Source organism: Saccharothrix coeruleofusca (assembly GCF_014648515.1).
In the GTDB taxonomy this organism is placed as follows: Bacteria; Actinomycetota; Actinomycetes; order Mycobacteriales; family Pseudonocardiaceae; genus Actinosynnema; species Actinosynnema coeruleofuscum.
On sequence record NZ_BMRG01000023.1, the window covers coordinates 45,977 to 64,382 of the forward strand.

The following is an 18,406-nucleotide window of genomic DNA, read 5'->3' on the forward strand; positions in this document are numbered from 1 at the left end:
CGTGGAGCACCCCGTGCGGGACTGCCCTCCCCCTGCGGTCGAGCGGGAGGAGTCCTGGCACGGGGTGTTCCGGCGCATCATCGACGACACCCACGTGGCGACCGCCGACGACCTGTCCGACGTTGTCGACCGGGCCGTCGCCAAACTCGGGCTGATGGTGCAGCTGTACCTGACCGACCTGCCCCAGCGGCGCCTGCACCCGGTGCGCGCCGAGACGGGCCCCTCGCAGGTGATCGACTCCACCACCGCGGGCCGCGCCTACCGGACGGTCGAGATCGTGCCGGGGCGCCCGTTCCTCGGGCGGTCGTGCCTGTGGCTGCCGATGCTCAACGGGGCCGAGCGCCTTGGCGTGGCGCACGTCGTGCTGCCCGAGGGCGCCGACCCCAACCACCCCGTGGTGCGGCAGCAGTGCTGGACGCTGGCCGGGGTGCTGGGCCACCTGGTCATGAGCAAGCTGCACTACAGCGACCTGTTCCACGTCGTGCGGCGGACCAGGCCGCTGACGGTGGCCGCGGAGCTGCTGTGGCAGATGCTGCCCCCGCAGACCTTCGCCAGCGACCGCTTGGCCGTGGCCGCGCTGCTGGAGCCCTACGACGAGGTCGGCGGTGACGGCTACGACTACGCCGTGGACGACCACCGCGCGTACGTGGCGATCTTCGACTCGATGGGCCACGACATGCTGGCGGGCCTGACCACCGCGGTGGCGCTGGCGGCCACCCGCAACGCCCGCCGTCAGGGCTTGGGGCTGCTGGAGGCCGCCGGGTTGGCCGACCGGTCCATCCACGTCCAGAGCAGCCGGGCGTCGCGGATGCCGTTCGCCACCGCCGTGCTCGCCGAACTGGACCTCGACACCGGGCAGCTGTGCTACCTGGTGGCCGGGCACCCGCCGCCGGTGCTGCTGCGCCGGGGCCGCGTGGTCAAGACGCTGCACGGGTACCTGCGCCCGCCGCTGGGCCTGGGGCACCTGGTCGACGAGGAACCGAAGCTGGGCCGGGAGCAGCTCCAACCCGGCGACCGGGTGCTGTTCCACAGCGACGGCGTGATCGAGGCGCGCAGCCCCGACGGCGAGCTGTTCGGCGTGGAACGGCTGGTGGACCTGACCGAGCGCAACGAGGCGGCGGGGCTGCCGCCGCCGGAGACGCTGCGCAGGGTGGGCCACGCCGTGCTGGAGCACCAGGACGGCCGCCTGCAGGACGACGCCACGCTGGTCCTGCTGGAGTGGTCCGACGGAGTGCGCACGCGACTGCCTCAGGTGTGACCGTACGGGCGCTAGGCGCGACCGGTGCCCTGTGGTCAACTGGCTTGCACACCTGCCCACAAAACCGAACAAGAAAAGACACCCAGCGTCCATCCGCACCAGGAGGCAACGATGCCCCTGCGCATCTCCCGACGCCTGCTCCCCCTGCTCGTGACCGCGGTGGCGGCCGCCGCGGCGCTCGTCGCGGCGCAGCCGTCCTTACCCGCCACCGCGGCCCCCGGCAGCCCCGCGGCCACGCCCCCGTTGGGCTGGAACTCCTGGAACACCTTCGGCTGCAACATCAACGAAGCGCTGGTCCGCGAGATGGCCGACACCATGGTCAGCTCGGGCATGAAGGCTGCGGGCTACCAGTACGTGGTGATCGACGACTGCTGGTTCAACCCCCAGCGCGACCCCGACGGCACGCTGCAGGGCGACCCGGTCCGCTTCCCCAGCGGCATGAAGGCCATGGGCGACTACATCCACAGCCGCGGCCTGAAGTTCGGCATCTACCAGGTGCCCACCGAGAAGACCTGCGCCCAGCGCGGCGGCGCCTACCCCGGCTCGACCGGCAGCGTGGGCCACGAGGAGCAGGACGCCCGGCAGTTCGCCGCGTGGGGGGTGGACTACCTCAAGTACGACTGGTGCTCCCCGGAGGGTTCGCTGGAGGAGCAGGTCGCCCGGTTCACGCTGATGCGGGACGCGCTGCGGGCCACCGGCAGGCAGATCGTCTACAGCATCAACCCCAACAGCTACCACGCCATCGCGGGCGCGGACTACAACTGGGGCGAGGTCGCCGACCTCTGGCGCACCACCGAGGACCTGCTCGACATCTGGCAGAACGGCAACGTCAACAGCTACCCGATGGGCGTGGGCAACGTCGTCGACATCAACGCGCCGCGCACCGCGCAGGCCGGGCCGGGGCACTGGCCGGACCCGGACATGCTGGTGGTGGGCAGGCCGGGGCTGACGCTGACCGAGTCCCGCGCGCACTTCGCGCTGTGGGCGCTGATGGCCGCGCCGCTGATGGCGGGCAACGACCCGCGCTCGATGTCGGCCGAGATCAGCGCGGTGCTGCGCAACCCGCTGCTGCTGGAGGTCAACCAGGACCGGCTGGGCGCGGGCGGCAGGCGGGTGCGCGACGACGGCGCGACCGAGGTCTTCGCCAAGCCGCTGGCCGACGGCTCGGTCGCGGTGGGCCTGTTCAACCGGGGCGACTCGGCCACCCGCGTGGCCACCACGGCGGCCGAGGTCGGCCTGCGCGGCGACCGCTTCGACCTGGTCGACCTGTGGACCGGTGCGGGCTCGGCCACCACCGGCGCGATCTCCGCCGACGTGCCCGCGCACGGCGTGGCCGCGTTCCGGGTGCGCGGCGGCAGCCCGATCACGGGCACCACCTCGCAGCTGCGCGGCGTCGGGTCCACCCGGTGCGCCGTGGTGGAGGCCGCGTCCACCGCGCCGGGCGCGGGCCTGGTGCTGTGGGGCTGCCACCCGGCCGCCAACCAGTTGTGGACCAGCTGGCCGAACGGCGAGCTGCGGATCTTCGGCGACAAGTGCCTGGACGCCCACGACCAGGGCACCGCGCCGGGCACGCGGGTGGTCACCTGGCCCTGCAACGGGCAAGCCAACCAGCGGTGGCGGCTCAACGACGACGGCACGATCACCGGCGCGCAGTCCGGTCTGTGCCTGGACGTCGAGGGCGCCGCCACCGCCAACGGGTCACGGCTGATCCTGTGGACCTGCCACGGCGGGTCGAACCAGCGGTGGACCCGGCTGTGAGCAGCCCGCGGCGGCGGGGGTGCCCCGCCGCCGCGGCTTCGCACGTCACAGCGCGGGCAGGTACCCCGGTGCGCGCCGGGCTCGCGCGATCCGCTCGAAGGCCGCCGCGCAGCCGAGGACCCGTGCGTCGGCGCCCTCGCCCGCCATGAACGACACACCGATCGGCAGCGGTCCGGCGAACCCGGCGGGAACCGTGGCGTTCGGGTAGCCCGCCACCGCGGCGGGCGTCGAGGAGTCCACCTCGTAGGCGTCGCCGTCGGCGTAGTCGGTCCTCCACGCCGGGCTGTTGGTCGGCGCCATGATCACGTCGAGCTCGTGCGCCGCCAGCGTCTCGTCGATGGACGCGCGGGCCAGCGCGGTCGCGGTCTCCCGCTGCCGCCGGTAGGCCGGGTCGGTGACCGGCGGCGCGACCGCCGCCAGCTCGAACAGCTCCTGGCCGAACCTGCTCAGCTCCACCGGGTCGCGCTCGTTGAACGAGATCAGCTCGGCCAGCGCGCGCGGGGCGCCGGGACGGGTGCGCAGGTAGCGCTCCAGGTCGTGCTTGAACTCGGTGATCAGCGCCGGGAACTCGGCCGCCTCGACCGCGACCTGGTGGGGCAGGGCGACTTCGACCACCGCCGCGCCCGCGCGGCGCAGCACTCGCACTGCGGAGTGCACCACGCGGTCGACGTCGGCGTCCGCGCCCGCCTTGCGCCACACGCCGACCCGCGCGCCGCGCAGCGCGTCCGGGCGCAGCCCCGAGGCGTAGTCGGTGCCCTCGACGTCCAGCGCCGACATCAGGATCGCGGCGTCGACCACGTTGCGCGCCACCGGGCCCGCGGTGTCCTGCCACGCCGAGACCGGCACGATCCCGTCGCCGCTGACCCGGCCGAGCGTCGGCTTGAAGCCCACCACGCCGCTGTGGCCGGAGGGGCACACGATCGAACCGTCGGTCTCGGTGCCCACGGCGACCTGGGCCAGCGACGCGGCCACGGCCGCGGCCGAGCCGGACGAGGAGCCGCACGGGTTGCGGTCGAGCGCGTGCGGGTTGTTGGTCTGGCCGCCCACGCCGGACCAGCCCGAGGTGGAGCGGGTGGACCGGAAGTTGGCCCACTCCGACAGGTTGGTCTTGCCCAGCAGCACCGCGCCCGCCTCGCGCAGCCGGGTCACCAGCGCCGCGTCGCGCGTGGGCGGCACGCGCAGGGCGCGCGAACCAGCGGTGCTCGCCAGACCTTCGGTGTCGATGTTGTCCTTGACCAGCACCGGGATGCCGTCCAGCGGACCGAGGGCGCGGCCGTGCGCGCGACGCCGGTCGCTCTCGGCGGCTTGGCGCAGTGCGCTGGGATCGATCGCCAGCACGGCCCGGACCCTGCGGTCGACGGTGGCGATCCGGTGCAGGTAGGCCAGGGTCAGCCGGACGGAGGTGAGCCCGCCGGACGCCATCCGCCGCGCCAGCCACGGGATGGTGGCCGCGTCGAGGTCGGAACCGAGCTGCCCGGTGGGGTGCCCGGCGGGCGGGACCGGCTGGTGCGACGGGCCGGTCGGGGGCGTGCGGCGGGAGTGCATCCGTCCAGCCCAGCCGCGCGGGCACGCCCGGTCAAGCTCCTGTGCGCCCGGTCTCGTCGCAGTCGGGGTGCAGGCCGGGGCCGTGGTCCGGGTCGGGCACCGGGGCGATGGGGGTGGGGCTGAGGGCGGTGTCGTCCTCGCCCTCCTCCAGCAGCGTCGCCGCCGCGCCCACCACGCGCGGGTCGGGCTCGCCGACCACCTCGGCGTCCTTGTCGGCATAGTCGGTCCTGGCCAGCACGCTGCGCATGGCCTCGATGCGGGCGCGCTTCTTGTCGTTGCTCTTGACCACCGTCCACGGCGCGCACTCGGTGTCGGTGGCGCGGAACATGGCGACCTTGGCCTCGGTGTAGGCGTCCCAGCGGTCCAGCGACTCGATGTCGTTGGGGCTGAGCTTCCACTGCCGCACCGGGTCCACCTGCCGGATCAGGAACCGGGTGCGCTGCTCGGCGCGGGAGACCGAGAACCACAGCTTGACCAGCAGCACACCGTCGTCGACCAGCATCCGCTCGAAGGTGGGGACCTGGCGCATGAACCGCTCGTACTCCTCGTCGGAGCAGTAGCCCATCACCCGCTCCACCCCGGCCCGGTTGTACCAGGAGCGGTCGAACAGCACGATCTCCCCGGCCGTGGGCAGGTGGTTGACGTAGCGCTGGAAGTACCACTCCCCCTGCTCGCGCTCGGTCGGCTTGCTCAGCGCGACCACACGCGCGCCACGCGGGTTGAGGTGCTCGGTGAACCGCTTGATGGTGCCGCCCTTGCCAGCGGCGTCGCGGCCCTCGAACAGGATGACCATGCGAGCGCCGGTGTCCTTGACCCAGTACTGGAGCTTCAGCAGCTCGATCTGCAGCAGGCGCTTGGTGTAGTCGTACTCCTGGCGCGACATGCGCGAGGAGTACGGGTAGTTCTCGCGCCACGTGTCGATCTCGGAGCCGTCCTCGCGGCGCAGCACCGGGTCGTCGGCGTCCTGGTAGTCGACGACGAGTCCGTCGCGCAGCTCCGGGAACAGTTTCGCGGTCTCCGACAACTCTTCGAGCACGGAATGAGACCTACCCGGTGGCGCGGGAAGGCAAACAGGATCACATTCCGATATCGCCGGGTGAAATAGGTGTGAGAACGCGGTGAGGCGGGCATCCCGGCATCGACAGGGACCACGCCGCACCACCGAAGACGGCGTGGCACGAGGACAAGGAACCACACCGTGGGCATCCTGGGTTGGATCGTTCTGGGTCTCATCGCCGGCGCCATCGCCAAGGCCATCATGCCCGGCAGGGACCCCGGCGGCATCATCATCACCATGCTGCTCGGCATCATCGGCGCCATCCTCGGCGGCTTCATCGGTCGCGCCCTCTTCGGCTCCGACATCGGCAGCTTCTTCGACCTGAGCACCTGGCTGCTGGCCATCCTCGGCTCCATCGTGGTGCTCGCCGTGTACCACCTGGTGACCAGCCGCGGACACCGCGCGCACGGGTGACGCACGGATGAACGAATAACCGGACCGGACCGCTGTCCGGTCGAGCGGTGAGGCCCGCCGGGAACACCCGGTGGGCCTCACCGCTTTTCGCCGTCGGCACTTCCGGCAATTCGGACCGCCGCTGGTTCACCCCAGGTCGCCGCGGCACGTCGGATGATTTTTCGCGCCACAGTCGTCAAATGTTCACCACAATGTCGGGCACGGGCGCGCCGAGCTCACCCCACCGGTGAGGGGCCGACGCGCCCCGAGGGCTCGCCCTCTCGCCACCGAGCCAACCAACCCGCCGAAATGCGGTGGTCGCGCGGGCTGCCGAAGAAGATCGGGCGTTCGCGTGTCAGATCCACAGCGGTGGGTAATCCGCTGTCGCCGTGCGCGCGCGTGGTCTGCACGGTAGGACCGCTGTGGCGGACCGGCCAGATCGACGCGGGATCGTTGACCAAACAGCACCCGCGTCGGTCTGGCTCATCCCTCCACCCGCTCCCCGGAGGAGTCCTCAGGCCGCCTCGTCGGCCCCCGTGACCGGACGCCGGAGGTCCACGCGGGCGACGTGCCCGTCGGGCCGGATCAGCGCGGTGGCCACGCCCGCCCAGTCCTCCCGCGCCTCACCTGGCCGCACCTCGTCGAGGTCGAGCAGGACGTGACGTCCGCCCCGCAGCCGGGTGAACAGGTCGTCGTCGTCGAACCGGAAGTTCGGCGCCCGCCTGCCGGTCAGCGGGTGCGCGCCCTCCGGCGCCGGGTAGGCCACGGCGAGCGCGGAAACCTCCTCCGCCAGCGCGCGGGAGAACGCCGGTACGGCGGCGATCTCGTGGCTCAGCAGTGCGCGCAGCGCCTGCCCCTCCTCCGACCAGGCGGTCATCAGCGCGGTCTGGGCCCTGGTGACGCGCAGCAGTTGCGCACCCACGGGGTGGCGCTCGTCGTGGTAGCTGTCGAGCAGGTCCTCGCCCACCTCCCCGCGCACCACGGCGGCCAGCTTCCAGCCGAGGTTGGCCGCGTCCTGCACACCGGTGTTGAGGCCCACCCCGCCGGTGGGGAAGTGCTGGTGCGCCGCGTCGCCCGCGACCAGCACCCGGCCCGCCCGGTAGCGCGCCACCTGGCGGGTGGCGTTGCCGAAGCGGGACAACCACCGCACCTCGCGGACGCCGAAGTCGACGCCGGTGATCCGGGTGACGGCGGCGCAGAGCTCCTCGGTGGTCAGCTCACCGGGGCGGTCGGCGCGCAGGCCCAAGGGGTCCACCCCGACGAAGCGCCAGACCTCGCCCGCCACCGGCACACCGATCATCCCGCCACGGGGTCCACTGGTGATCAGCGGTCCCGCAGGCGTCCGCTCGGGCACCACGTCGCCCAGCCAGCCCCAGGTGTTGGCCTCGGTGCCGGGGAAGTCGATGCCCGCCGCCGCGCGCACGGTGCTGCGCACGCCGTCGCAGCCCACCACGTACCGGGCCCGGAACACCTCCCCGGCCGCTTCGACCGTCACACCCTCGGCGTCCTGGTCGACACCCGCGACCCGCACGCCCCGCCGCACCCGCGCACCGGCTTCCACGGCGTGCCGCTCCAGCAGCTCCTCGGTGCGGACCTGCGGGAGGAAGAGCGTGAACGGGAACGGCGTGTCGAGCACGCCGAAGTCCAGCCTCTCCTCCAGCCCGCCGAAGTGGCTCTTCGGAATGGGCAGCCCCTCGGCGAGGAACCGCTCCGCCACCCCTCGGCAGGCCAGGAGCTCCAGCGTGCGCGGGTGCAGCGTCAGCGCCTTGGAATGCGGGTCGCGCTCGCGCCGGGCCTCCAGCACGGTGACGCCCACGCCCGCCAGGCGCAGTTCGGCGGCCAGCCACAGCCCGGTCGGCCCGGCGCCGACCACGATGACGTCCTCCACCACTCCTCCTTAGTCATTGACCAATATCCCTAGACTAGGTCAATGACCAATAAGCAAGCGGGCCGCCCCAGTCCGCCCCGACTCGACCGCGACACCGTGGTGAGCGCCGCGCTGGCCCTGCTGGACGAGGCGGGCCTGGAAGCGGTGTCGACCCGTGCCGTCGCCGCCCGGCTCGGCGTGCGGATGAACACCGTGCTGTGGCACGTGAAGAGCAAGGCGCGACTGCGCGAGCTGATGGCCGACGCGATCCTCGCCCAGGTCGCCCTGAACGACCTGCCCGAGCACTGGCGCGACCGCGCGGCCGAACTCCCGCGCAGGCTCCGGCACGCCCTGCTGGCCCACCGCGACGGCGCGGCGACCGTGATCGGCACCTACACCGCCGAACCGGGCACGCTGCGCTTCGCGGAGGAACTCGTGGCCGCGCTGCTCGCCGGGGGCGTGGACGACAGGCGCGCCGCCTGGACCACCTGGAGCCTGCTCTACCTCACGCTCGGCCTGGTCCACGAGGAGCAGGCGCAGCCCGAGCCCGGCGACAACAGGCTCGCCGAGGCCCTGTCGCGCGGCGGATACCCGGCGTTGGACAGCGTCCATGCCCACTTGGCACCCGGCGCGTTCGCGCAGCGGCTCGACTTCGCCCTGGACCAGGTCCTCGGACAGCTCCCCTGACGAGATTTGTCTGACAATCTGTCCAACTCTTGGACTGTCTGTCTAGACTGCTCCGCATGACCGCGGACGCGATCCTCAACGCGCTCAAGGATGTGCTGCCCGGCCTGGCGGCGACCTTCGGCCGCTCCTGCGAACTGGTGCTGCACGACTACCGGCAGCCGGACCACTCGGTGGTGGCGGTCGCGGGCGAGCTGACCAACCGGCGGGTGGGCGGCGCGATGAGCGAGATCGGGCTGAGCGTGCTCGCCGAGGGCGACGACGCGACCCCCCAGCTGAACTACCTGACCCGCACACCGTCCGGCCGAGTGGTCAAGTCCTCCACCCTGCCGCTGCGCGACGAGGGGGGTCACGTCTTCGGCGCGCTGTGCGTGAACCTGGACGTCACCGCGCTGCGCCAGGTCGGCGACCTGCTGGCGGACCTGGCCGGAACCGCGGCGACACCCGTGCCGACCACGTTCACCGACGACGTCGACGAGGTCGTGGACGCCGTGCTGCGCGATGAGGAGTTGGCGCTGGCCAAGCCGGTGCACGGGCTGAGCAGGCGGGAACGGCTGCCCCTGTTGCGCGCTCTGGACCGGCGCGGCGTCTTCCACGTGCGCGGGGCCGCGCCCAGGGTGGCCGCCAGGCTGGGCATCTCCCGCGCCTCCCTCTACGCCGACCTGGCCGAGTGCCGCTCCACCGGCACCACGAACACCGACGCCACGAACACCGACACCGTGAACGGGGAACGATGACCGAGACCCCCTACCTGCTGCTGGACGAGGACAAGGTGCGTCGCAACATCGCGCGTCTGCGGTCCCACCTGGACGCGCTGGGCACCCCGCTGCGCCCGCACGTCAAGACCGCCAAGTCGGTCGACGTGGCGAAGCTGCTGTTCGACGGCGGCACCGGCCCCATCACCGTGTCGACGCTGCGCGAAGCCGAGGCGTTCGCCGACGCGGGCTTCACCGACATCGTCTACGCGGTGGGCATCGCGCCCGCGAAGCTGGACCGCGTCCTCGCGCTGCGTCAGCGCGGCGTCGACCTGGTCGTCCTGCTCGACAGCGTCGCGCAGGCCACCGCCGTGGCCGAGGCGTCCAGGGCGGCGGGGACGGCGATCCCCGCGCTGGTCGAGGTCGACTGCGACGGCCACCGCGGCGGCGTGCTGCCCGGCTCGCCGGAGGTCGTGGCCATCGCCGAGGAGCTCGCCGACGGCGCGCGGCTGCGCGGTGTGCTGGCCCACGCGGGCGAGTCCTACTTCTGCTACACCCGTGAAGCGCTGGTGGCCGCCGCGGAGGCGGAGCGCGCGGCGGCCGTGCGGGTGGCGGAGGACCTGCGCGCGGCGGGCCACGACTGCCCCGTGGTGAGCATCGGCTCCACCCCCACCGCGCACGCGGTGACGGACCTGACCGGCGTCACCGAGGTGCGGGCGGGCAACTTCGTCTTCTTCGACCTGGTGATGGCGGGCCTCGGCGTGTGCTCGCCGGAGGACCTGGCGCTGTCGGTGGTCGTCACCGTCATCGGCCACCGCCCGGAGAAGGGCTGGATCATGACCGACGGCGGGTGGATGGCCACATCGCGGGACCGCGGCACCGCGCGGCAGCCGGTGGACCAGGGCTACGGCCTGGTCGCCGCCCTGGACGGCGGGATCTACCCGGACCTGCTGATGACCGACGCCAGCCAGGAGCACGGCACCCTGTCGATGCGGGAGGGCAGCGACCGACCGCTGCCGGACCTGCCGGTGGGCACCAGGGTCCGCGTCCTGCCCAACCACGCGTGCGCCACCGCGGCGCAGCACGACTCCTACCAGGTCGGCGCGAGCACGTGGCGCCGCGTGAACGGCTGGTGACCCGGTGATCTTCATCTCCGAGGCGGAGTCCACCGCCCTGGTGACCCACGAGCTGGCCTACGCGGCCGCCCGCCGGGCGCTGCTGGCCGCGGTGGACGAGGACGCGCACTCGTTCCCGGCGGTGCTCGGGCACGGTTCGGCGCGGGCCAACCGGTTCACCGTCAAGTCGGCCGCCACCGCGGAGGTGGCGGGCCTGAAGGTCGGCAGCTACTGGCCGGGCAACGCCGAGCGAGGGCTGCCCAGGCACAACTCGCTGGTGCTGCTGTTCGACCAGGAAGTCGGCCGGATCGGCGCGGTGATCGAGGCCGGGCAGGCCAACGCCTACCGCACCGCGGCCGCCGACGCGGTGGCCGCCGACGCGCTGGCCCGCCCCGACGCGCGGGCGCTGGCCGTCTTCGGCACCGGCCACCAGGCGTTCCACGAGTGCGCCGCGCTGGCCCGCGTGCGCGAGTTCGAGGTGGTGCGCGTGGTGGCCCGCGACGCGGATCGGGGCGCGGCGTTCGCGCGGAAGCTGGCCGGGCACGGGCTGACCGCCGTGCCCGCCTCCGCCGAGGAGGCGTGCCGGTCCTCCGACGTCGTGGTGACCGCGACGACCTCCCGCGCCCCGCTGTTCGACGCCGCCTGGATCGGGCCGGGCACCCACGTGGCGAGCATGGGCTCCGACGCCAGGGGCAAGCAGGAGCTGCCGCCGGAGCTGCTGGCCACCGCGCGGCTGTTCTGCGACTGGCCCGCCCAGTCGCGGGAGATCGGCGAGTTCCAGCACGCCCCGGCGCACGCCGAGCCGACCGCGCTCGGGCACGTGCTGTCCGGCCGGTCGCCGGGACGCCGCTCCGCCGACGAGATCACCGTCTTCGACAGCTCCGGCATCGGCCTGCAGGACCTGTTCCTGGCGGTAGCGCTGCTGGAGGCGCGCGAGCACCGGGCCCAACCCGGCTCGTGAGGACGCCGTGAGCTGACCGCGCTCCCGGCGGGCGAGCCGGACCCGCCCGCCGGGACGACCTCAGCCCTCCTGGACCGGCTCCAGGACGAACACGGGGATCTCACGGTCGGTCTTGCGCTGGTAGTCGGCGTAGTCCGGGTACGCGGCCACGGCCCGCTCCCACCACACGGCCTTCTCCTCGCCGGTCACCTCGCGCGCGGTGTAGTCCTTGCGGACCGGCCCGTCCTGCAGTTCCACCGTCGGCGTCGAGCGGATGTTGTAGTACCAGACCGGGTGCTTGGGCGCACCGCCCTGCGAGGCGACCACGGCGTAGACGCCGTCGTGCTCGACGCGCATCAGCGGCGTCTTGCGGATCTTGCCCGACCGGTTGCCCTTCGTGGTCAGCACGATCACGGGCATGCCGCGCAAGGTCGTGCCCTCGGTGCCGCCCGAGCTCTCGTACAGCTCGACCTGCTCGCGCACCCACTTCTCGGGGCTGGGCTCGTACTCGCCGGTCAGTGGCATCGGTTCTCCTCACTCCGTACCGCGGTCCGATCACCCATCACAACACCGGACGAGGCCGCGAGCATCCCGGAATGACGTTCCAGAACGGCGCCTCACCGCTGGGGCGGCGCCAGGACCAGCGGCCACTCCACGCCGGAGTCCAGGTCCGCCAGCACCCGCCGCACCGGCGTCCCCGGCGGCACGGCCACCACGGTCGTCGCGTCCGGCAGCCGCTCGCCCTCCGCGGCCTCGCCCCGCACGCGCAGCAGCCGCACCGCTCGCCTGTCCACGCGGGACCTCTCGGTGAACGCCTCCGCGTCGACCCCCAGGGACTCCAGCGCGGCGGAGCGGACCAGGACGTCCACGACCAGGACGCCGTCCCGCAGCCGCCGCTCGGCCCAGCCGTCGGTCCGCGACAGGTGCAGCACCCCGTCCCCCTCGTAGCCGAGCTCGGCCAACCGGGCCACCGCCCGCTCCCCCGGCGTCCCCTCCGGGTCGACGACCACCAGCACCCGTCCCGCCGCGCAGTGCACCTCGGGCACCGCCACCTCCTCCGCTCCGCGAACGGACCGAAGTAGACCACGCGGCTCATTCGACGTGCTGCGTCACCGTCCCCCGGACGAAGTACCGCTGCGCGACCAGGAACAGCAGGACCATCGGCACCGTGGCCACCGTGCTGGCGGCCAGCACCAGCTCCCACTGCGCCTCGCCGCCCTCGCCGAAGCGGTCCAGCACCGCCTTCAGCCCGCGCGGCAGCGTGTACAGCTGCGCCTCGCGCAGGTAGATCAGCGGCTTGACCAAATCCGTCCAGGCGTTCTTCAGCTCGAAGACGAACACCACGACCAGGCCGGGCCTGGCCAGCGGCAGCGCCATGCCGGTGAACAGCCGCCACGGGCTCGCGCCGTCGACCTTGGCGGCGTCGAACACCTCGCTGGGCAGCCCGAGGAAGAACTGGCGCAGCAGGAAGACGTAGAAGGCGGAGCCGAACAGGTTCTGCGCCCACAGCGGGACCTGCGTGGTGGCCAGGCCGATCGCGTGCCACTCCAGGTAGACCGGCACCATGGTCACCGCGGCAGGCAGCATCATGGTGGCCAGCACCAGCCCGAACAGCGGGCCTCGACCGCGGAAGCGGAACAGCGCGAACCCGAACGCCACCGCGGCGCTGCTCAGCGTCACCGCCACCGCGGCGGCCAGGCCCACCACGACGCTGTTGCCGATCCAGGTCAGCAGCGGCACCGCCCGCCACACCTCGACGTAGTTGCCCGGCGAGAAGGGCGCGGGCAGCAGCGCGTTGTCGAACACGTGCGCCCGGTCCTTCAGCGACGCGCTCACCAGCCACCAGAACGGGTAGACGAACGCCACCGCGACCAGGAGCAACCCGAGCAGCACCAGCGCGCGCTTCACGACCGCTCCCCCTCGTAGTGCACGTACCGGCGCGACAGCCGCACCTGCACGGCGGTGACGGCGGCGATGACCACGAACAAGCCCCAGGCCAACGCCGAGGCGTAGCCCATCCGCAGCGAGCCGAACGCCTCCTGGAACAGGTGGATCACGTAGAACAGCGCCGCGTCGCCCTCCTTGGACTGCTGGTCGCGCGCGCCGAAGAACATCGCGTACGCCTCGGTGAACACCTGCAGCGAGGCGATGGTGTTCACCACCACGGTGAAGTACACCGTGCCGCTGATGCCGGGCAGCGTGACGTGCCAGAACTGCCGCCACGGGCTCGCGCCGTCCAGCCGCGCCGCCTCGTAGCGCTCCAGGGGCACCCGCGTCAGGGCGGCCAGGTACAGCACCGCCGTGCTGCCCACCGTCCACAGGCTCATCAGCACCAGGCCCGGCTTGACCCACGCGGGGTCGGTGGTCCAGTTCGGACCGGTGAAGCCGAACCAGCCGAGGAACTCGTTGATCGCGCCGTTCTGGCCGTTGAGCAGCAGCAGGAACATCGCCGCCAGCGCCACCGGCGGCGTCATCACCGGCAGGTACAGCACGGTGCGGAAGAAACCCGCCGCGCGCCCGGCGCGGCGCATCAGACTCGCCAGCGCCAGCGCCAGCACGATCTGCGAGGGCACGTGCAGCACGGTGTAGAACGCCGTGTTCCACAGCGCGGTGGCCACCCGCTCGTCGCGCACGGCCTCCCGGTAGTTCTCCAGCCCGACGAACCGCGGTGGCTTGAGCATGTCGTAGTGGGTCAGCGACAACCACAGGCTGAACAGCATCGGTCCCGCCGTGAAGGCCAGGAACCCGATGATCCACGGCAGCAGGAACAACCACCCGGCGCGCGACTCGCGCCTGCTCACGCTCGCCACGCCGCTACCTCCCGCCCACGCGCCGCAGCGCCCGCTCGGCCTCCCGCTGCGCCTGCGCCATCGCCTCCTCGGCGTTCTGCCCACCGGTCAGCACCCGGTTCACCGCCCCCTCCCAGGCGCGCACCAGCTCGCTCGCCGCCGGGCTCGGCGGCAGCGCGAACGCCTGGTCCTGCAGCGCCAGCACCATCGGCACCCCCCGCTCCAGCACGCGGTTGCCCCTGGGGTCGAAGACCTCGTCGAAGATGCGCTGGTCGGCGACGCGGTTGGCGGTGAACGTGCCGCCGTAGGGCCTGCCCGCCCCGGCCAGCGCGTCCCGCCGGGCGGTGGCCGCGGTGACCCACGTGTCGGTCGCGGTCATGGTGACCAGGAACCGGCAGGCCGCCTCGGGGTGCCGGGCGCCCTTGGGGATCGCCCACGCCTGGCCGCCCGACTCGGTCAGCGGCGCGCCCGAGCGGTCGGTGAACGGCGCGACGGTGACGTCGACATCGGGCGAGTTGGTCGCCAGCGTGTTGATGTACCAGGAGTCCATCGCCATGGCCGCGAGCTGCCCGGTGACGTACTGGTTCGCGGCGCCGAACTGGTCGAAGGTGTCGCGGAAGGCCCGGAACGACGCCCAGCCGCCCTGCGCGGCGACCAGGTCCGCGGTGTAGCGCACCGCCTCGACCACCTTCGGGTGGTCCAGCCGCACGTCCACCCCGCTGCCGCCGACCAGCTCGACGCCGTTGGCCTTGGCCCACAGCGGCAGGAACTCCGGCACCTTGGGGTCGAAGCCGATGCGGCGGGGCCGCCCGCCCTCCACCCGCGCCAGCCGGTCGGTCACCCCCGCCAGCGCCGCCCAGTCCGACGTGGCGACCGCCGCCGGGTCCAGACCGGCTTCGCGCACCGCGGTGTTGTTGACGATCAGCAGCCGGACGCTGGAGAAGTCCGGCAGGCCGTGGACCTCGCTCCCGTAGGTCACCTGCCGCAGCGCCGCCTCGCGGAACTGGCCCAGGTCCACGCCGTGCTCGCGGACGCAGTCGGCCAGGCTGACCACCGCGCCCCTGGCCGCGTAGCCGCCCAGCTTGCGCCGGTCGGCGTAGACCACGTCGGGCGGCTCGCCCGCGGCCACCGCGGACAGGAACTGCTGCTCGTCGAAGGCGCCTTCGGTGATGCGCAGGTCGACGTCCGGATTGGCCCGCCGGAACACCGCGACCCGCGCGGTGGCGTGCTCGTCCGGCAGACCGAAACCCATCGTCACCAGGGCGCGGGGGTCGTCGGCCGGGTCGGCCCCCAGCCCGCCGCAGCCCGCCGCGAGCAGCAGCGGCACCAGGACCGCCGTCCGCCAACGTCCGCCCATGACACCTCCACGTGCCGGGAGGGAGAAGGTCGCAGACCCGGTCCCCGGTGGGGAACAGCAGCACGCGCAGACCGCCCGAACGGCTCAACGCCGGTCGGGGCGAGGCCCTCAGCCGGTGCCCACCTCGGCCCACACGGTCTTGTGGTCCTCGTGCTGCTCGACACCCCAGTCCACCGCGAGCCGCGCGACCACCAGCAGTCCCAGGCCCACGGGCTGCCCACCCGGCCTGCCCAGCACCGGCAGGCGGTGGGGGCTGGCGTCGTCGACCTCGATGCGCACCCGGTCGGCCAGCCGCGCCAGCCGGACCGGCCGCGGCGAGGCCGCGTGCTCGTAGGCGTTGTTGACCAGCTCGTTGCCCACCAGCAGCACGTCGGTCAACCGCTCGTCCTCGACATCCGCCAGCGCCGTGGTGATCCGGCGGCGCAACTGCGCCAGCGGCAGGACCGACCTCAGCGCCAGGTCGACGCGGTCGTCGCAGGCAACTGCCATGTGCTCCACCTTTCCTCGCCGCCCGGTGTACCTCCGCTCGGGCGGGTCCAAACCGCCCGAGCGGGTGCGCCGCCACCGTGGTGGGATACTTCCCACCATGGACGTGTGGAGCAGGAACCATGTGACGGTGACCGGTCCGGAAGGCGGCCGCCCCCTGGTCTTCTCCCACGGGTTCGGGTGCGACCAGAACATGTGGCGGCTCGTGGCGCCCGCCTTCGCCGCCGACCACCGGGTGGTGCTGTTCGACCACGTCGGCGCGGGCCGGTCGGACCTGTCGGCCTGGGATCCCGAGCGGTACTCCTCGCTGGAGGGCTACGCCGCCGACGTGCTGGAGATCATGGCGGAGCTGGACCTGCGCGACGCGGTGTTCGTCGGGCACTCGGTCAGCGCCATGATCGGCGTGCTGGCCTCGGTGGCCGACCCGTCCCGCTTCGGCGGGCTGGTCCTGGTCGGCCCCTCGCCCCGCTACGTCGACGACGGCGACTACCGGGGCGGCTTCAGCGCCGCCGACATCGAGGAGCTGCTGGACTCCCTGGACAGCAACTACCTGGGCTGGTCGGCGGCCATGGCGCCCGCGATCATGGGCGTGCCGGAGCGTCCCGAGCTGGGCCAGGAGCTGACCGAGAGCTTCTGCCGCACCGACCCGGCCATCGCCAGGCACTTCGCGCGGGTGACCTTCCTGTCGGACAACCGCGACGACCTGGCCGCGGTGACCGTGCCCTCGCTGGTCCTGCAGTGCCGGGAGGACATCATCGCCGCCCCGGCGGTGGGCGAGTTCGTGCACCGCAGGCTCAGGGGCAGCGAGCTGGTGCTCCTCGACGCCACCGGGCACTGCCCGCACCTGAGCGCGCCCGAGCAGACCACCGCGGCCATCGCCGAGTTCCTGCGCCGCAGGTCGTCATCGTGATGAGCGTCGCCGGGCACCAGGTCGAGGAGCCCGAAGACCGCGAAGCCTCGTTCTCCGCACTGCTGGAGGACAGCATGGAGGACCTCTACGACAACGCCCCCTGCGGCTACCTGTCCACGCTGCTCGACGGCGAGATCGCCAAGGTCAACGCCACCCTGCTGACGTGGCTGGGGTACCGGCGGGAGGACCTGGTCGGGCGCAGGAGCTTCGCCGACCTGCTCAGCGTCGGCGGCAAGCTCTACCACGAGACGCACTACGCGCCGATGCTGCGGATGCACGGCGAGGCGCGGGAGCTGGCGCTGGACCTGGTGACCGCGGACGGCCACCGGCTGCCCGTGCTGGTCACCGCCACGGTGAAGAAGAACCAGGACGGTGACCCGCTGCTGGTGCGCATCACCGTCTTCGACGCGCGGGAGCGCCGCGCCTACGAGCGGGAACTGCTGCGCGCCCGCCGGGAAGCCGAGCGGGAGCGGGAACGCCTGCAGCGGCTGACCAGCACCCTCCAACGCACGCTGCTGCCCGCCGAGCTGCCCGAGGTGCTGGGGCTGGAGATCGCGGCCCACTACCACGCCGCGTCCAGCGACCAGGTCGGCGGCGACTTCTACGACGTGTTCCCGCTGGACGCCGACCGCTGGGGCTTCTTCCTGGGCGACGTGTGCGGCAAGGGACCGCAGGCCGCGGTCCTGACCTCGTTGACGCGCTACACGCTGCGCGCCGCCGCCGTGCACGACACCGACCCGGTGGCGGTGCTGTCCACCCTGAACAGCGTGCTGCGCCAGCGGCACGACCCCGGCGCACCGCGGTTCTGCACCGTCGTGTTCGGGCTGCTCCAGCCCGACGGCGACGACTTCGCGGTGTCGCTGGCCAGTGGCGGCCACCCACCACCGCTGGTGATCCGCGCGGACGGCGAGGTCGACGTGCTGACCACACCGGGCGGACAGCTCGTGGGCGCGCTGCCCGACGCCCACTTCGTCGCCACCAGCGCGCGCCTCACCCCCGGCGACGTGCTGGTGCTGTACACCGACGGTCTCACCGAGGCCCGCCGGGCCGACGGCCTGATGCTCGGCGAGGACGAGGAGCGGCTGCCCGCCCTGGCCGCGGGCTTCGCGGGCACCGGCGCCCGAGCGGTGGTGGACTCCCTGGCCGAGGTGCTGACGGCCTGGGCGGACGAGCCCTCCGACGACACCGCCATCCTGGCGTTGGGCCCGCGTCCCCCGGAGGCGCGATGAGCGGACTGCGCATCACCACGGCGGCCGAGGGCACGACGCACCGCGTCGTGCTGACCGGCGAACTGGACCACGAGACCGCTCCCGAGCTGGAGCGGACGCTGGCGCGGTTGCCGCAGGCCGCGGGGCACCGACTGGTGATCGACCTGTCCGGGTTGGCGCTGTGCGACTCCAGCGGCCTGACCACCTTCATCGTCGCGCGCGAGCGGGCGCTGGCGGCGGGCACCGGGTTCGAGCTGACCGCCCCGCCCCCGCCGGTGTCCCGGATGCTGCGGGTGACCGGACTGGACCGGGTGCTGCTCGCCCGCCACCCGCAGGACGCCTGA

At 73.0% G+C, this 18,406-nt stretch carries 19 protein-coding genes; 10 read left to right on the top strand and 9 right to left on the bottom strand.

All coding sequences use genetic code 11. From position 1 onward, the window contains the following. The first annotated feature begins 13 nt into the window (after positions 1–13). Both IEZ00_RS32775 and IEZ00_RS32780 read left to right on the top strand, forming a co-directional pair. Positions 14–1,258, top strand: a complete 1,245-nt coding sequence (locus IEZ00_RS32775; protein WP_229796339.1) for a PP2C family protein-serine/threonine phosphatase — start codon at positions 14–16, stop codon at positions 1,256–1,258. Between the two features lie 111 nt (positions 1,259–1,369). After that, positions 1,370–3,016 carry a glycoside hydrolase family 27 protein gene (locus IEZ00_RS32780; RefSeq protein ID WP_189227256.1) on the top strand — a complete coding sequence of 549 codons (1,647 nt, stop codon included), beginning with the start codon at positions 1,370–1,372 and terminating at the stop codon, positions 3,014–3,016. A 45-nt stretch (positions 3,017–3,061) separates the two neighbouring features. On the opposite strand, the gene IEZ00_RS32785 is transcribed toward IEZ00_RS32780, so the two are convergent. Then, on the bottom strand, positions 3,062–4,561 hold the full coding sequence (locus IEZ00_RS32785; RefSeq protein ID WP_189227257.1) for an amidase: 1,500 nt from the start codon (positions 4,559–4,561) through the stop codon (positions 3,062–3,064). A gap of 31 nt (positions 4,562–4,592) precedes the next feature. Beyond that, entirely contained in the window at positions 4,593–5,597 is a 1,005-nt protein-coding gene (gene ppk2, locus IEZ00_RS32790) for a polyphosphate kinase 2 (RefSeq protein WP_209619584.1), read from the bottom strand. A 162-nt stretch (positions 5,598–5,759) separates the two neighbouring features. Here ppk2 and IEZ00_RS32795 point away from each other — a divergent pair, with 162 nt between their 5' ends. Continuing rightward, complete coding sequence (locus IEZ00_RS32795) at positions 5,760–6,032, top strand: GlsB/YeaQ/YmgE family stress response membrane protein (protein ID WP_189227258.1); 273 nt, start codon at positions 5,760–5,762, stop codon at positions 6,030–6,032. A gap of 493 nt (positions 6,033–6,525) precedes the next feature. Here IEZ00_RS32795 and IEZ00_RS32800 read toward each other — a convergent pair whose 3' ends face one another. Next, a complete protein-coding gene (locus tag IEZ00_RS32800; protein ID WP_189227259.1) occupies positions 6,526–7,899 on the bottom strand; it encodes an FAD-dependent monooxygenase in 1,374 nt (457 codons plus the stop codon). A 42-nt stretch (positions 7,900–7,941) separates the two neighbouring features. Here IEZ00_RS32800 and IEZ00_RS32805 point away from each other — a divergent pair, with 42 nt between their 5' ends. Genes IEZ00_RS32805 through IEZ00_RS32820 form a run of 4 tightly spaced genes read left to right on the top strand, consistent with a single transcriptional unit; the run spans position 7,942 to position 11,333 of the window. Beyond that, positions 7,942–8,565, top strand: a complete 624-nt coding sequence (locus tag IEZ00_RS32805) for a TetR/AcrR family transcriptional regulator C-terminal domain-containing protein (RefSeq protein WP_189227260.1) — start codon at positions 7,942–7,944, stop codon at positions 8,563–8,565. Positions 8,566–8,621: 56 nt separating this feature from the next. Next, positions 8,622–9,299, top strand: coding sequence for a helix-turn-helix transcriptional regulator (locus tag IEZ00_RS32810; RefSeq protein ID WP_189227261.1), 678 nt, complete (start codon positions 8,622–8,624; stop codon positions 9,297–9,299). Beyond that, positions 9,296–10,393 carry an alanine racemase gene (locus tag IEZ00_RS32815; RefSeq protein ID WP_189227262.1) on the top strand — a complete coding sequence of 366 codons (1,098 nt, stop codon included), beginning with the start codon at positions 9,296–9,298 and terminating at the stop codon, positions 10,391–10,393. Before IEZ00_RS32810 ends, IEZ00_RS32815 begins: the two co-directional genes overlap by 4 nt. 4 nt (positions 10,394–10,397) lie before the next feature. Continuing rightward, entirely contained in the window at positions 10,398–11,333 is a 936-nt protein-coding gene (locus IEZ00_RS32820) for an ornithine cyclodeaminase family protein (RefSeq protein ID WP_189227263.1), read from the top strand. A 60-nt stretch (positions 11,334–11,393) separates the two neighbouring features. Here IEZ00_RS32820 and IEZ00_RS32825 read toward each other — a convergent pair whose 3' ends face one another. From IEZ00_RS32825 to IEZ00_RS32850, 6 genes are all read right to left on the bottom strand, one after another. Next, positions 11,394–11,837 (bottom strand): nitroreductase family deazaflavin-dependent oxidoreductase, encoded by a 444-nt coding sequence (locus IEZ00_RS32825; RefSeq protein ID WP_189227264.1) that lies wholly within the window; start codon positions 11,835–11,837, stop codon positions 11,394–11,396. Between the two features lie 92 nt (positions 11,838–11,929). Further along, positions 11,930–12,358 carry a hypothetical protein gene (locus tag IEZ00_RS32830; protein ID WP_189227265.1) on the bottom strand — a complete coding sequence of 143 codons (429 nt, stop codon included), beginning with the start codon at positions 12,356–12,358 and terminating at the stop codon, positions 11,930–11,932. Positions 12,359–12,404: 46 nt separating this feature from the next. Further along, a complete protein-coding gene (locus IEZ00_RS32835; RefSeq protein WP_189227266.1) occupies positions 12,405–13,220 on the bottom strand; it encodes a carbohydrate ABC transporter permease in 816 nt (271 codons plus the stop codon). After that, complete coding sequence (locus IEZ00_RS32840; RefSeq protein WP_189227267.1) at positions 13,217–14,122, bottom strand: carbohydrate ABC transporter permease; 906 nt, start codon at positions 14,120–14,122, stop codon at positions 13,217–13,219. The genes IEZ00_RS32835 and IEZ00_RS32840 overlap by 4 nt, the downstream gene beginning before the upstream one ends. Before the next feature lie 4 nt (positions 14,123–14,126). Then, on the bottom strand, positions 14,127–15,458 hold the full coding sequence (locus IEZ00_RS32845) for an extracellular solute-binding protein (RefSeq protein ID WP_189227268.1): 1,332 nt from the start codon (positions 15,456–15,458) through the stop codon (positions 14,127–14,129). A gap of 108 nt (positions 15,459–15,566) precedes the next feature. Next, positions 15,567–15,947 carry an ATP-binding protein gene (locus tag IEZ00_RS32850; RefSeq protein ID WP_189227269.1) on the bottom strand — a complete coding sequence of 127 codons (381 nt, stop codon included), beginning with the start codon at positions 15,945–15,947 and terminating at the stop codon, positions 15,567–15,569. 127 nt (positions 15,948–16,074) lie between these two features. Here IEZ00_RS32850 and IEZ00_RS32855 point away from each other — a divergent pair, with 127 nt between their 5' ends. Genes IEZ00_RS32855 through IEZ00_RS32865 form a run of 3 tightly spaced genes read left to right on the top strand, consistent with a single transcriptional unit; the run spans position 16,075 to position 18,406 of the window. Next, on the top strand, positions 16,075–16,854 hold the full coding sequence (locus IEZ00_RS32855) for an alpha/beta fold hydrolase (protein ID WP_276530117.1): 780 nt from the start codon (positions 16,075–16,077) through the stop codon (positions 16,852–16,854). Further along, entirely contained in the window at positions 16,854–18,083 is a 1,230-nt protein-coding gene (locus IEZ00_RS32860; protein ID WP_189227271.1) for a SpoIIE family protein phosphatase, read from the top strand. Before IEZ00_RS32855 ends, IEZ00_RS32860 begins: the two co-directional genes overlap by 1 nt. Next, complete coding sequence (locus IEZ00_RS32865; RefSeq protein ID WP_189227272.1) at positions 18,080–18,406, top strand: STAS domain-containing protein; 327 nt, start codon at positions 18,080–18,082, stop codon at positions 18,404–18,406. The genes IEZ00_RS32860 and IEZ00_RS32865 overlap by 4 nt, the downstream gene beginning before the upstream one ends.

Bases quoted from the DNA above. Each gene is read 5' to 3' on its own strand.
- IEZ00_RS32860 (WP_189227271.1), top strand. From the start codon at position 16,854: ATGAGCGTCGCCGGGCACCAGGTCGAGGAGCCCGAAGACCGCGAAGCC.
- IEZ00_RS32805 (WP_189227260.1), top strand. From the start codon at position 7,942: ATGACCAATAAGCAAGCGGGCCGCCCCAGTCCGCCCCGACTCGACCGC.
- IEZ00_RS32785 (WP_189227257.1), bottom strand. From the start codon at position 4,561: ATGCACTCCCGCCGCACGCCCCCGACCGGCCCGTCGCACCAGCCGGTC.
- IEZ00_RS32865 (WP_189227272.1), top strand. From the start codon at position 18,080: ATGAGCGGACTGCGCATCACCACGGCGGCCGAGGGCACGACGCACCGC.
- IEZ00_RS32780 (WP_189227256.1), top strand. From the start codon at position 1,370: ATGCCCCTGCGCATCTCCCGACGCCTGCTCCCCCTGCTCGTGACCGCG.
- IEZ00_RS32845 (WP_189227268.1), bottom strand. From the start codon at position 15,458: ATGGGCGGACGTTGGCGGACGGCGGTCCTGGTGCCGCTGCTGCTCGCG.
- IEZ00_RS32825 (WP_189227264.1), bottom strand. From the start codon at position 11,837: ATGCCACTGACCGGCGAGTACGAGCCCAGCCCCGAGAAGTGGGTGCGC.
- IEZ00_RS32815 (WP_189227262.1), top strand. From the start codon at position 9,296: ATGACCGAGACCCCCTACCTGCTGCTGGACGAGGACAAGGTGCGTCGC.
- IEZ00_RS32850 (WP_189227269.1), bottom strand. From the start codon at position 15,947: ATGGCAGTTGCCTGCGACGACCGCGTCGACCTGGCGCTGAGGTCGGTC.
- IEZ00_RS32810 (WP_189227261.1), top strand. From the start codon at position 8,622: ATGACCGCGGACGCGATCCTCAACGCGCTCAAGGATGTGCTGCCCGGC.